We start from the raw sequence: 15,169 nt of genomic DNA on the forward strand, positions 1-15,169 counted from the left end.
TATTTTTTTTTGTGGAAGTAATAACTTTTAGACGAATGCTATTTTTGGATTCATAAAAGGGTAATTAAATAGGTTTTTTAAATTTAAATAAAGATTAATTATCTGTTTGTTTTTAGAGGTTTAATTGTTGTAGCGTGTTATTCGTCTAAATTTAACTTATATAAAATAAAAATAATAGTACTTTTAAAGTTATAAAATAATTCAAATGAAGTTTCAATATTTTTTAATTCTTAGTTTAACAGTAACAACAATTTTTTCACAGCAAAAGAAAAAGCCTAATATATTATTTATTATTTCAGATGATTTAACTGCAACAGGTGTTTCTTCTTATGAGAATAAGGTTTGTAAAACACCTAATATTGACAAACTAGCCTCCGAAGGCATAAAATTTACTCGAACGTATAGCCAATATCCAGTTTGTGGACCTTCAAGAGCCTCTTTATTAACGGGGTATTATCCAAGTGCAACTAAAACATATGGGTATGTAAGTGGAAGAGAGAATATTGGTAATGAGAGAAATACCTTGCCACAATTATTTAAAAATAATGGGTATTATACAGCTAGAGTGAATAAAATTTATCATATGGGTGTTCCGATAGATATTGAAACAGGTTCAAATGGTGAAGATGATGCCGACTCTTGGACAGAGCGTTTTAACAGTCAAGGGCCAGAATGGAAAGCTGATGGTGAAGCAGAATTAGTGCAAGGGAATCCTGATGGAAAAATAGAACGTAAAGGAGGAAATGTTATGACAATTGTTAAAGCCAAAGGAGATGATTTAGCACATTCTGATGGTAAAACGGCACAAAAAACAATTGAATTAATTAAAAAACATAAAGATAAACCTTTCTTTTTAGCAGTTGGTTTTGTGCGCCCTCATGTTCCTTTTGTTGCTCCAAAAAAATACTTCAAACCATATCCTTTTGAAAAAATGGAAGTGCCTAAAAAATTAAAAGGAGATTGGGATGATATTCCAAAAAGAGGTATTAATTACGTTACTAGTAAAAATGCTCAAATGAATTTAGAGCAAGAGAAAAAGGCTATTGCAGCGTATTATGCAAGTGTTTCGTATATGGATGCTCAAGTTGGAAAAGTGCTAAAAACGTTAAAAGAAGAAGGTTTAGAAGACAATACTATTGTTGTTTTTACTTCAGATCACGGTTTTCATTTAGGAGAACACGATTTTTGGATGAAAGTTAGTTTACATGAAGAATCTGTTAGAGTTCCTATGATAATTAAAGCGCCAGGAAGAGATCCTGCAGTGTGTAACTCTTTTACTGAATTGTTAGATTTATATCCAACTTTAGCGTCATTAGCAAATCTTAACTATTCTAAACATTTACAAGGAAAAGATTTAGCCCCTTTATTAAAAAATCCAAATAAAAAATTTAGAAAAATGGCTTTTTCTGTAAGTCAGGGAGGGAGATCATTTTTAGTACGAACAAAAAAATGGGCTTATATTCAATATGATGAAGATGCAGCTTCGGGAATAGAATTATTTGATATGGAAAAAGATCCACAACAATTTACAAATTTAGCTCAGGTCTCAAAATACAAGAGAATTGTAAAAAAAATGAAACGTAAGTTAAAAAACAAGTTACTTGAAGTTAGGACCAACGATTTAAATATAAAATATTAATAATAGTATTTAATACATTTATTAAATAAATTAGTAGTTTTACAGAATTAATATCACAATTAAATTTTAAGAAAATGATACAAAATTTAAAAAAAGTAGTTCTATTATTACTCTTAGCTTTAAATTTTAGTAATTGTAAAGAAGTAATTAAAGATGTTGCTTCTAATAGCACTTTAACAAAACCGAATATAATCTACATATTGGCAGATGATTTAGGTTATGGTGAACTAGGAGTTTATGGACAAGAAAAAATACAAACTCCGAATATAGATGCCTTAGCAAGTTCTGGAATGCTATTTACACAGCATTATTCTGGAGCTCCGGTTTGTGCTCCATCAAGATATATGTTAATGACAGGAAAACATTCAGGACATGCGAGAATTAGAGGAAATGATGAGTGGGCTGAAAGAGGCGATGTTTGGAATTTTGAAGCCGCTGTTAATAATCCCAATTTAGAAGGTCAACGTCCAATTTTAAATACTACAGAAACTATTGGTAAAGTAATGCAAAAAGCAGGTTACAAAACCGCTGTTGTTGGTAAGTGGGGCTTAGGTGCTCCATTAACTGAAGGAATTCCGAACAAAAGTGGATTTGACTTTTTTTATGGCTATAACTGTCAGCGACAAGCGCATCAATTATACCCAAAGCATTTATGGAAAAATAATGAGAAAGAATGGCTTAATAATGAGTTAATTGCACCAACTGTAAAATTAGATAAAGGTGCGGATCCTATGGATCTTACTAGTTATAGTAAATTTGAGCAACAGGATTATGCACCTGCAAAGATGCAAGCAGAGGTCTTAAATTTTATTGAAGCGACTAAAGATCAACCATTTTTTATGTACTATGCTACTCCGTTACCTCATTTACCGCTTCAAGTACCTCAAAAATATGTAGATAAATATGTAAAATTATTTGGAGAAGAACCTCCTTATTTAGGGGATAAAGGTTATTTTCCAAACAGATATCCAAATGCAGCTTATGCAGGAATGATTACTTATTTAGACGATCAAGTTGGTGAAATTGTTCACAAGTTAAAAGAATTAGGTTTATATGAAAATACAATTATAGTTTTTACGAGTGATAATGGACCAACTTATACAGGAGGTGTTGATGCTGAATATTTTAACAGTGCTAAACCTTTTAATAATGCATATGGAAACACTAAAGGTTTCACTTACGAAGGAGGTATAAGAGTACCAATGATTGCAAGTTGGCCAGGAAAAATAAAAGCAGGAAGCAAAACAAATCATATTTCAGCTTTTTGGGATGTAATGCCAACTTTAGGTGAATTGGTAAATGAAAAAGTTCCAGAAGATATTGATGGTATCAGTTTTTTACCAACCTTATTAGGAAACGAAAATCAACAAAATCACGAATTTTTATATTGGGAGTTTCCAAGTTACCAAGGACAACAAGCGGTTAGAATGGGTGATTGGAAAGGTATTCGTAAAAATATTTTTAAAGGAAATATGAACATTGAATTGTACAATTTAAAAAACGATTTAAAAGAAACTACAGATGTAGCATTAAAATATCCTGAAATAGTTTCTAAAATTGAAGCTATCATGAAAAATGAACATACACCAGCTGAATTAGACAAATTTAAAATTAAACAATTAGGAGATGAGATTACAAAATAGACTTTTTTTTTATTTAATTCTTTTACTATGTTTTCAATTTTTATACAGTTGTCAAGAAACAAATAAAAAACAAGCAATTGCTACAAATCAAACAAAACCAAACATCATCTACATTTTAGCTGACGATTTAGGTTATGGTGATTTAAGTGTTTACGGTCAAGAAAAGTTTAATACACCTAATATTGATAAGTTGGCTTCAGAAGGAATGCTATTTACACAACATTATTCTGGTTCAACAGTTTGTGCACCTTCTAGAAGTACTTTAATGACCGGGCAGCATACTGGGCATACACCAATTAGAGGAAACAAAGAAATTAGTCCAGAAGGGCAACATCCAATATCCGATGAAGTTGTAACTGTTGCAGAAGTGCTTCAAAAACAGGGGTATACAACCGGTATTTTTGGAAAATGGGGATTAGGATATCCAGGTTCAGAAGGAGTTCCAAACAAGCAAGGATTTGATACTTTTTATGGTTTTAACTGTCAACGTTTAGGACATAATTATTACCCGTATCATTTATGGGATAATGAAGAGAAAGTTGTTTTAGAAGGAAATGTTGGATCCCTAGAAAATGTGTATGCTCCAATAAAAATACATGAAGAAACATTAAAATTTATTGAAGATAATAAGGATACACCATTTTTTGCGTATGTGGCTAGTATTATTCCACATGCCGAATTAAAAGTACCAGAAAAATACTTAGCAAAATTTAGAGGTACTGTAGAACCAGAAAAAAAATATAAAGGTTGCGATGAAGATTGTGAATCTTATAAAATTGGAGGATATGGAAGTCAGCCAGAAGCACACGCAGCATTTGCAGCCATGGTATATTTATTAGATGAGCAAGTTGGAGAAATTGTAGATAAATTAGAAGCGCTTGGATTGGCTGAGAATACTCTAATTATTTTCACTTCAGATAATGGACCACATATGGAAGGTGGCGCAGATCCAAATTATTTTAATAGTAATGGTAAATTTAAGGGATATAAACGCGATTTGTATGAAGGAGGGATTAGAGTACCAATGATTGCAAGTTGGCCAGCTAAAATTAAAAAAGGAACTACAAGTAACCATGTTTCTGCTTTTTGGGATGTTTTACCAACATTTGCAGAAATATCAAATGCAAAAATCTCCCAAGATATTGATGGTATTTCATTTTTACCAACGTTGTTAAATAAACCGCAACAAACACACGAGTTTTTATATTGGGAGTTTCACGGTTCTAAATCGGCTCAAGCAACCATTATTAATGGTAAATGGAAAGTGTTACGAAAAGTAAAAGACAAAGAATTCTTACCTTTTGAAGTCTATAATTTAACAATAGATCCTGAAGAAAATAATGATATTGCTGCACAAAATCCTGAAATAATTGAAAAAGCATTGAAAATTTTTAAGGAAGAAAGTGTACTGTCTCCAATTCAACAATTTAGGTTTTCGGAATAGTATTTATTTCTAAATAACAGGTTTATTAATATTTGGAATTAGTTCAAATATAGAAGATTTTATATGTTTTTTATTAAGAATCTAATCAATATTTTGGTTAGGTTACTTCATATATTGTTGTCAAATTAATTTTAGTTAGACCAAATTCCGATTACATTATAGGTTTATTAATTACACTTTGGTAGCCATTTAATAATATAGCCTATTTTTTTCTTATTTAAATTAAGCGATGGTTTATTGTTTTTTTAGAATAAAATGTATAAAATACATATAATAGCTTATGTTTTAAGTATATTTATTCATTTTTTGAGCTAAAATTTACTCAGATTTTATATTTTTAATCATTTTTACCACTGCTTTTTTCTGATAAATATCATGTTTTGTTAAAATAATTAACAAATAAATTTTACAGTTATGGATATAAATTTCCAATTTTAAACTTACTAAATATATTATAATAGGTTGATTATAAATTACATATAGCACCTTTTGTAATTCTATTATTTCACTATAGTTGTTCTAAAATATATGGTTTAAAAAAAATAAATTAAATAAATGTTAAAAATACGGTTAAAGTTTAAGGGATTTTATATAGTTTTACGTCATACATAAAAACAAATTAATTTTTAACGTAATAATTTGTATAAAATGGCTGTTAATAGACAACATTTTTTAATTAAAAAAATATATAATTCACTATTAAGTGAACAAGAAATATTTTATAATAAATGGATTTGTTTAAAACCGAAACTTAAATTTTTTTTCAACATTCAGTTGAAGGCTTTAAAAACTTACTGTAGCACTAAAAATTTAAAATTTAAAGTAATACAAGCAAAAGCAACACTAAATACAAACTCAAATATTAACCTTTCTTTAAAAGTCACGCCTATGTAAAATTCTACTTAAAGGAAATAGTAAGCTATTTCTAAAAAATCAAATCAAAATTAACTAACTCAAGTACAAACCTTAATTTTTACAAAATATGGAAATTAAAAAACTAAAAATGAAAATATCAGTATTTATACTGCTTTTTTCAATTTTTCAGATTACGGCAACTACAGTACATTCTAAAACAAACTTAATGAATGTATCTGTAAATAGTAGTTTGAATGAAATTTCAATTGATGAAAAACAAAACCTAATTACAGAAAACTCACCTAAAAATGTAACCCAAACTGTTACAATAACTGGGGTGGTATCCGATGCTAGCGGTAATCCATTACCAGGAGTAAGTATTATGATTGTTGGAACTACTAAAGGAACTGACACAGACTTTGATGGTAACTATACATTAGAAGCTAAAAAGGGTGATGTTTTACAGTTTTCTTACATGGGTATGAAAACCAAAAAAGTTACTGTTGGTAATTCAAATACTATCAACGTTTCTTTAGATGATGATTCTTCGGCATTAGAAGAAGTTGTTATTGTTGGGTATGGAACTCAGAAAAAAGTTAACTTAACAGGAGCTGTAAGTACGGTTTCTGCTGAGCAAATTGAATCTAGACCTGTTTCTAATGTAATGAATGCAATTCAAGGGGCAGTGCCTAATATGTTGTTAAGTGTTGGTAATTCTGGTGGAGAACCGGGTGCAAACATGGCAATTAGCATACGTGGTGTTGGTTCTTTATCTGGAAACGACAGTCCTTATGTAATTGTTGACGGAATGCCTTTAGATAATCCAAATGAAATTAACAATATTAACCCAGAAGATATTGCAAACATTTCTGTATTAAAAGATGCTGCGTCAACTGCAATTTATGGTTCTAAGGCAGCTTTTGGAGTAATACTTATTACAACTAAAAGCGGAAGTGCTTCAGATGGTGTAAATGTTACATATTCTAATAACTTTATTTTTGCCTCACCGTTAAAACTACCAGAAATGATGAATTCGGTAGATTTTGCCAACTTCTTTAACTTATCTGCAACTAATGGTGGTAGTGGTAAAGTTTTTAGTGATGAAGTAATGGCTAGAATAATTGCATATGCTGAAGATCCTGTAAATAATCCAAATACTGTACCTAATGCATCAGGTGATAGATACCAACAATATACAGGTTCAAATGCGAATACAGATTGGTTTGATGCTATGTACAAAGATGTAGTTGCAAGACAACAACACAATATTAGTTTATCAGGAAAGCAAAATAAAGTAAAATACTTTCTTTCTGGATCTTTCTTCGACCAAGATGGTATTATGGAATATGGCGATGATGAATACCAACGTTATACGTTAAATTCTAAAATTGATACAGAAGTAAATGATTGGTTTTCAATGAATGCTAATATTAGATTATCAAAAACTTCTATTGAAAGACCAAGTTATGATAGAGGTTTATACTTACATAATATTGCTAGAAGATGGCCAGTTAATGGTATAATCATGCCAAACGGTAGTTATTCAGATGGTTCTGAGATTCCTTTTGTTATGGACGGAGGACGTTATAATAATGACAATGAAACAACAAATACAAATTTAAATTTCATTTTTGAACCAATAAAAGATTTAAAAGTTACTGCAACATTGCTTTATAGAAATACACAATATATCTATAACAACCACAATGCAAAAGTTTCAACAACAGGACCTGCAGGAAATGAAATTATAAATAGAGCTTGGAATGATGTTAGTAAGTATGCAAGTAAGAGCACTTATTTATCTCCTAATTTAGTTATTTCTTACAATAAATCACTAAATAATGAAACACATAATTTTAGTGGAGTTGTAGGTTTCCAGCAAGAAGAAGATAAGTATACAAACTTATGGGGAAAAAGAAACGATTTAATTACAGATAATGTTCCTTCAATAAGCACAGCAGTTGGAGATGACCAAACAGATGATGGGGTTGGACACTATGCAACTAGAGGTTATTTTGGACGTTTATCTTATGATTATCAAGGAAAATACTTAATTGAGTTTAATGGTCGTTATGACGCTTCATCAAAATTTGCAAGAGATGATAGATGGGCATTTTTTCCTTCAGTTTCTGCAGGTTATAATTTAGCCAAAGAAGATTTTTGGAATGTTGACCAAATTGGAATGTTAAAACTTCGATTTTCTTATGGAAATTTAGGGAATCAAAATGTTTCAAATTACTTGTATGTACCAAGAATGCCAGTTAATACCAACTTATGGTGGGTAACTGACTCTGGAAGACCTAATTATACCACAACGCCTGGTTTAATTAGTTCAGATATTACTTGGGAAAAAGTTTCAACTACAAACTTTGGTGTAGATGTTTCAGCAATGAACAGTAGATTATCTGCAAGTTTAGATGTATTTACAAGACAAACTGAAGATATGTTTGGGCCAGCTGAGAAATATCCAGGTTTATTAGGTACTGGAGCCCCTTTATCTAATAATGCCTCTTTAGAAACGAAAGGTTTTGGTTTAGTAGTTAAATGGAACGATGAAATAAATGATTTTAAATACGGAGCAAGTTTTAATATTTCAAATGCTAAAACAACGGTGTTAGAATATAAGAATCCAAATAATTTATTAAATACTTATAGAGAAGGTCAAACTATTGGTGAAATTTGGGGATTTGAAACTGTTGGGTTATACCAAAGCCAAGAAGAAATAGATAATGGTGCAGACCAATCTACAATGTATGGCGGTGTATGGTTTCCTGGAGATGTTCAGTATAAAGATTTAAATGATGATGGTCATATTGACTGGGGTGATTCAACTACAGACAATCCTGGAGATAGAAAAATTATTGGTAACTCAACACCTCAATATCAATTTGGTTTAAATATGAATGCAAGCTATAAAGGAATAGATTTATCTATGATATGGCAAGGTATTGGAAAAAGAGACTTATATATTGGTGGTCCTTATATGTTTGGTGTTCAAGGTAATTTATGGCAATCTGCAGGTTTTGTAGATCATTTAGATTATTGGTCAGAAACTAATACAGATGCTTATTACGCGCGTCCTTCATTTAGATCTTCTTGGAGAAATCAAGAAACTCAAACAAGATATTTACAAAATGCTGCATACCTAAGATTAAAAAATATTAGTTTAGGTTATACATTCCCAAAAACAATTTTAGAAACTTTAAACCTTAGTAAATTAAGAGTATTTGTGTCGGGAGAAAACGTATTAACATTTACAAAAATGGCAGATATGTTCGATCCAGAAACTACAGGTGGTTATTGGGGAAGTGGTAAAATTTACCCATTGCAGAAAGTACTTGCAATAGGAATGAATGTTCAATTTTAAAAACAATTAAGAAATGAAAAAATATATATTTATAATGTTGCTTTTGTTGACGGTTGTTTCAATTTCTTGCGACGAAGATTTTTTAGATAGATTCCCTCAGGATGAAATTTCTCCACAGGATTATTGGAAAACACCTAACGACTTAAAGCTATATTTAAACCAGTTTTATACCTCTTTTCCAGTTCATAGTGGATGGAGTGGTGGTACATTTGAAACAGATAACAATAGTGATAACCTTGCCAGTTTTTGGATTAACGAAAGGTTTGTAGGTAATAATTCAACAGTACCTAATACTGGTGGTGGCTGGAATTGGGGATCTGTACGTGCAATTAATTTCTATCTAGAAAATAATTCAGATATTGAAGGTAGTGAAGAAGATATAAAACACTTTAATGGTGAAGCTTATTTCTTTAGAGCTATGATCTATTTTGATCTTGTGAAAAGATTTGGAGATCTACCTTATATAGATAAAACTTTAGGAACAGATTCTGAAGAGTTATACTCAGAAAGGTTGCCTAGAAATGAAGTAGTTGATAAAATTATTGCAGATTTAGATTTAGCAATTGCCAACTTAAAGCCTAGAAATAACGCAGAAAATTTTAGAGTTCATAGAGGAATTGCTTTAGCTTTAAAATCAAATATTTGTTTGTATGAAGGAACCTGGGAAAAATACCATGCAGGAACAACGTTTGCAGCTGAAACAAATAATAGTCAAAAATATTTACAATTAGCAGCAGAAGCTTCAAACACTCTAATAAATGAAGGTAACTATACACTTTATAATACAGGAAATGTAGATGAAGATTATAGAAATTTATTTATCCAACAAGATTATGCAGGTGTAAGTGAGGTAATGCTTTGGAAGAAGTATGATAAGTTAGATGGCGTAAGTCACAGAGTTGGTCATTACATTCCTAGAAATGGTTCTGGTACTGGTGTTACAAAGTCTTTAGTAGATAGTTATTTATGTACAGACGGTCAGCCAATAGCTGTTAGTCCTTTGTATACTCCAGAGCTTGAAAAAAGTTTAGGAACTATTGCGTCCACTAGAGATCCAAGATTATCGCAACTTATATGTGAACCAGGTAATTTAATTACTGATAATGGTGGAATAAATGATGATATTTTTGAGTTTCCTACATTTCGTGATAATAATGAAGTTATTTGTACAACAGGTTTCCAAATCTATAAAGGTGGAACTACAGATCCAACAGAACGTGAAGAATGTGAAATGGGATCAATTATATATAGGTATGCTGAAGTATTATTAAACTATGCTGAAGCTAAAGCTGAATTAGGAACTTTATCTCAAGCAGATCTTGATAAATCTATCAATCTTTTAAGAACAAGAGCCGGAATGCCAGCAATGGTAATTGGTTCGATAGTTTCAGATCCAAATAAGGCATTTCCAGAATTAAGCGATTTAATAAATGAAATTAGACGTGAACGTAGAGTTGAATTAGCTTTAGAAGGTAAAAGACTAGACGATTTATTAAGATGGAGAGCACATAGTCAGTTTGTAGGTAAAAGATTAAAAGGTTTTAAAATTGTTGGTAGTGATTTAGAAACTGAATTTAGCGATTTAATTGGACCTACTATTCTTGTTGATGAAAATGGATATATAGATCCTTACAAAAATACAATTCCTGCTGGTTTTGGATTTAATCCTGAAAGAGATTATTTAAGTCCAATACCAACAGAACAATTGGTTTTAAGTAATGGTACACTTACTCAAAACCCTGGATGGTAATACATTAATTATTTATTTGAGTTAATAATTAAGTTTCAAACCCATTATTACTGTTTCATAAGCCTGAAATTGTAATAATGGGTTTGTTATATATAAGATATTTCTTGTTGTGTCGTTTCCATGAGGTTACTGAGTGGGGTTCAAATGCAGATACTATAAATTATAACTATTTTAAAACGAAATAAAACCATATGTGAAACTCAAATTAAATGTTATAAATACAATTATAAATTAGCTATTTTTAATTAAATTTACTGCTTATTATGTTTACATAAAAAGGCACCAATTAATTCTTAAAAATATAATTAAATATGAAATCACAACCTATTTCCTTTATTTTAACTTGTATTTTCTTAGTTAATCTAATAAGTTGTACTACTAAAACTAAAACAACAAAAGAAACTCCCAAACAACCAAACATTGTTTTTATAATGAGTGATGACCACGCGTATCAAGCAATTAGTGCTTATGGTCACGGTCTTAACAATACTCCAAATATTGATAGAATTGCAACAGAAGGTGTTATTTTTAACGGAGGGTATGTTACCAACTCAATTTGTGCTCCAAGTAGGGCTGTAATGCTTACTGGTAAACATAGTCATATAAACGGAAAAGTTGACAATATTTTACCGTTTAATTGGGATCAAGATAATTTTGCTAAGCAATTGCAGAACTCTGGTTATCAAACGGCTATGGTAGGTAAAATTCATTTACATGGATTGCCACAAGGATTTGATTATTCTAATGTATTACCTGGACAAGGAGATTACTACAACCCAGATTTTATTGAAAACGGCGTGAAAAAACAATACCAAGGCTACGTTACAAATGTAACAACAGATATTGCTTTGGACTGGCTTCAAAATAAAAGACAAGCCGACGCTCCTTTTTTATTATTATACCATCAAAAAGCACCTCACAGAACATGGATGCCAGAAGAAAAATATTTTACCTTATTTGATGATAAAAAGTTTGAACTTCCTGCTAACTTTTATGATGATTACAAAGGAAGACCTGCCGCTGCAAAACACGAAATGGGTATCTATAAAGATTTAGATGTTGTGTACGACCTTAAAATGTTAGACAAAGAAGGAGAAATAAAAACAGGCTATAGAAAATGGTTTGAAAACCAGTACAATAGAATGGACTCTGTTCAAAAGGCTGCTTGGGATGCATATTATACTCCAATTATAAACGATTTTAAAGAAAAAAATTACCAAGGAAAAGAATTAGCCGAATGGAAGTTTAACAGATATATGCAAGACTATTTGCGCACCATACAATCTGTAGATGATGGTGTTGGGGAAATTTTAGATTATTTGGAAGAAAACGGACTTACTGAAAATACAATTATAGTTTATACTTCAGATCAAGGATTTTATTTAGGAGAACACGGTTGGTTCGACAAACGTTTTATGTACGAAGAATCTTTTAGAACGCCTATTTTAATGAAGTATCCAAAAGAAATTAAACCAGGAACTGTTGTAAACGAATTGATTCAGAATTTAGATTTTGCACCTACGTTTTTAGATTATGCGGGTATTGATATTCCTAAAGATATTCAAGGTGAATCTTTTAGAAAATTGGTAAATGGCGAAGCCAGTGAATGGAGAGATGCTATTTATTATACCTATTACGAATTTCCAGGTGAACACCACGTAAAACGTCATTATGGAATTAGAACAAAACAATACAAATTAATTCATTTTTATTACGATATTGATACTTGGGAATTGTATGATTTAGAGAAAGATCCTTCTGAAATGAATAACATTTACAACAACCCAGCATATGCAGCTATCCAAAAAGATATGCATCAAAAGCTACAAGATTTAAGAGCTAAATATGGTGATAGTGATGAATTAACGCAACAAAATTTAGATAATTATTTAAAAGCTAAAGGGCTTACTAAGAAGTAGTTTAGTTTTTTTTGGTTAAACTTCGTCAGCTCGAGCGAATATTTTACCTTTTTAGGCTAAGCATTAGTATCGAGAATAGAAATTTTATAAAAAAAACAATAGTTCTAGATACTATTTTTTACCAAAAATTACTCGAACTGACGTAACACTATATTTAAATAACAAAATAGAAAGCAAAATAGTTTAATTTATTAAAATATGAAAAATCTCAATTTATTACTGGTTTTAATTTTAGCAGTGTTCTTTTCTTGTGAAAAACCTGAAATAGTAAATACAGGAATTATTCCACAACCAAACAGTATAAAATACCAAAAAGGACAATTTAAAGTTACTTCTAAAACCGTAATTGTAATTGATAATTCTGAAGATTTAAAGCGTATTTCAAACCAATTAAATACCTTTCTAAAAACTAATTTCAATATAGAATTAGAGGTAACTACAGAAGTACAAGAAAATGCAATTTCTCTTTTAAAATCAAATGAAATAAAAGAAGAAGGAGCTTATAATTTAACGGTTTCAAAAAAGGGAATCGAAATTAAAGCTGCTACATATCAAGGGATTTTTTATGGTTTTCAAAGTTTAAAGCAACTTTTAACACCTAAAACTAAAATTTCAAAACCAATTTTAAATTTTGTTGAAATTAATGATGTACCCCGGTTTAGATGGCGCGGAACAATGGTAGATGTTTCTAGACATTTTCAACCGATAGATTCGGTAAAAAAAGTGATTGATATTTTAGCAATGCATAAAATGAATAAATTTCATTGGCATTTGGTAGATGGAATTGGATGGAGAATTCAAATTGATGCGTATCCAGAGTTGACAAATAAAGGTGCTTGGCGAAAGGTAAAAGAGAATAAAAAGCCTTGGGAAGATTTTGAAATTAGTTCTCAGAATGATGAAGATGAGGTTTATGGAGGTTTTTATACAAAAGATGAAATAAAAGAGTTAGTTGCTTATGCGGCAGAAAGATACATAGATGTAATTCCAGAAATTGAAATGCCAGGACATTCCGAAGCCGCTTTACAATGTTATCCAGAGTTTACTTGTATTGGAGCCGAATCTTCTGGCGTTTATTGCGCTGGAAATGATGGTTCTTTTGAGTTTTTACAAAATATTATTTCAGAAGTAGTAGAGTTATTTCCGTATAAATACTTACATATTGGAGGAGATGAAGTTGGTAAAGAAGGTTGGTTGCAGTGTAAAAAATGTCAAAAAAGAATGCAAACCGAAGGGTTGGAAACTGCTGAAGAATTACAAAGTTATTTTGTAAAACGAATGGAGGTTTTTATCGATTCAAAAAATAAAAAACTAATTGGCTGGGATGAAATTTTAGAAGGAGGGTTACCAGAAAGAGCAACAGTAATGTCGTGGCGAGGTGTAGAAGGTGGAATTGAAGCTGCAAATGCGGGACATGATGTGGTTATGTCTCCAGGATTTCCATGTTATTTCGATCATAGTCAGGGGAAAAGTGAATTTGAGCCACCGTCGTGGGGAGGATATAATAATTTGTTAAGTGTTTACGATTTTAATCCTATTCCTGAAGAAATTTCAGAGGATAAAAAACATCATATTTTAGGTGGACAAGCAAATTTATGGACAGAACAAATTAAAACCTTGCATCATATAGAATATATGTTGTTACCCCGTTTATCTGCACTTTCTGAAGCTTTATGGACAAATTCAGAACAAAAAGATAAAGAATATTTTATTGATAAATTAGATGTTTATTTTGATAGATTGGTAGCACAAGGATATAATTTCGCTGAAAGTGCGTTAAGCCCAGAATACGACGTAACTTATAATAAAGACACAAAAGAATTTAATCTTTCATTAAAAAATGAAATTGACCGATATGAAATTAGATATACATTAGACGGCTCAACACCAACAAATAATTCAATGTTATATACGAAACCAATTAATTATTCTAAGCCTATAAATTTAATTGCATTTTGTTTTAGAAATGGCGAACCTATTGGTTATCCTTTGCAAAAAATGTTTTCTACAAGTTTTAGCGACCAGTGTAAAGTAATTTATAAAAATGCGTACAACGAAGGTTATAGTGGCGGTGGTGATAAAGCATTATTTAATAGTAAATTTGCAATTTCTCGTGGTGACGACCCGAATTGGCAAGGATTTCAACAACAAGATTTTGATGTTATTGTAGAGCTTGGAAGCGTTTCTGAGTTATCTTATATTTCATTAAATTTCTTCCAGCATATTGCAGCAACATCGGTTATGTTGCCTACAGAAATAATTGTTGAAATTTCTAAAGATGGTAAAAACTATACAACTGTTTTAAATGAAATATTACCAACTACTAAAAAAAGAGATCCAATAATTAAAAAAATTGAAGCTAATTTCGAAAAACAACAAGTCGGTTTTATAAAAATTATTGCAAAAAATAGGGGGGTACTCCCAGAATGGCATATTAGAAAAGGTGCTGCTTGGGTTTTTGTTGATGAAATTTCTGTGAAGTAGTTATGCTTGTTTAAGGCTGTTTTTGTTACTATTACACAGAATTATTAACTGTTTTTAATTTTTATGGT

Annotated in this window: 7 protein-coding genes; all 7 read left to right on the forward strand. The window is 30.7% G+C overall.

The annotated features are described in order from the left end of the window. Window positions 1-205 precede the first annotated feature (205 nt). The 7 genes from IEW75_RS11410 to IEW75_RS11440 all read left to right on the forward strand — a co-directional run bounded on the left by IEW75_RS11410 (window position 206) and on the right by IEW75_RS11440 (window position 15,101). A complete protein-coding gene (locus IEW75_RS11410) occupies window positions 206-1,639 on the forward strand; it encodes a sulfatase (RefSeq protein ID WP_134246558.1) in 1,434 nt (477 codons plus the stop codon). A 74-nt stretch (window positions 1,640-1,713) separates the two neighbouring features. After that, window positions 1,714-3,282, forward strand: a complete 1,569-nt coding sequence (locus IEW75_RS11415; RefSeq protein WP_188704049.1) for an arylsulfatase — start codon at window positions 1,714-1,716, stop codon at window positions 3,280-3,282. Further along, window positions 3,266-4,726: an arylsulfatase gene (locus IEW75_RS11420; protein ID WP_134246560.1), complete on the forward strand. Its 1,461-nt coding sequence runs from the start codon at window positions 3,266-3,268 to the stop codon at window positions 4,724-4,726. Before IEW75_RS11415 ends, IEW75_RS11420 begins: the two co-directional genes overlap by 17 nt. 1,003 nt (window positions 4,727-5,729) lie before the next feature. Then, a complete protein-coding gene (locus tag IEW75_RS11425; RefSeq protein WP_158283750.1) occupies window positions 5,730-8,948 on the forward strand; it encodes a SusC/RagA family TonB-linked outer membrane protein in 3,219 nt (1,072 codons plus the stop codon). Between the two features lie 13 nt (window positions 8,949-8,961). Beyond that, window positions 8,962-10,698 (forward strand): RagB/SusD family nutrient uptake outer membrane protein, encoded by a 1,737-nt coding sequence (locus IEW75_RS11430; RefSeq protein WP_134246562.1) that lies wholly within the window; start codon window positions 8,962-8,964, stop codon window positions 10,696-10,698. 311 nt (window positions 10,699-11,009) lie between these two features. Next, on the forward strand, window positions 11,010-12,617 hold the full coding sequence (locus IEW75_RS11435) for a sulfatase family protein (RefSeq protein ID WP_134246563.1): 1,608 nt from the start codon (window positions 11,010-11,012) through the stop codon (window positions 12,615-12,617). Window positions 12,618-12,815: 198 nt separating this feature from the next. Then, a complete protein-coding gene (locus IEW75_RS11440; RefSeq protein ID WP_134246564.1) occupies window positions 12,816-15,101 on the forward strand; it encodes a glycoside hydrolase family 20 protein in 2,286 nt (761 codons plus the stop codon). Window positions 15,102-15,169: the final 68 nt, after the last annotated feature.

This window comes from Lutibacter litoralis, from assembly GCF_014646675.1.
GTDB classification, from domain to species: domain Bacteria; phylum Bacteroidota; class Bacteroidia; order Flavobacteriales; family Flavobacteriaceae; genus Lutibacter; species Lutibacter litoralis.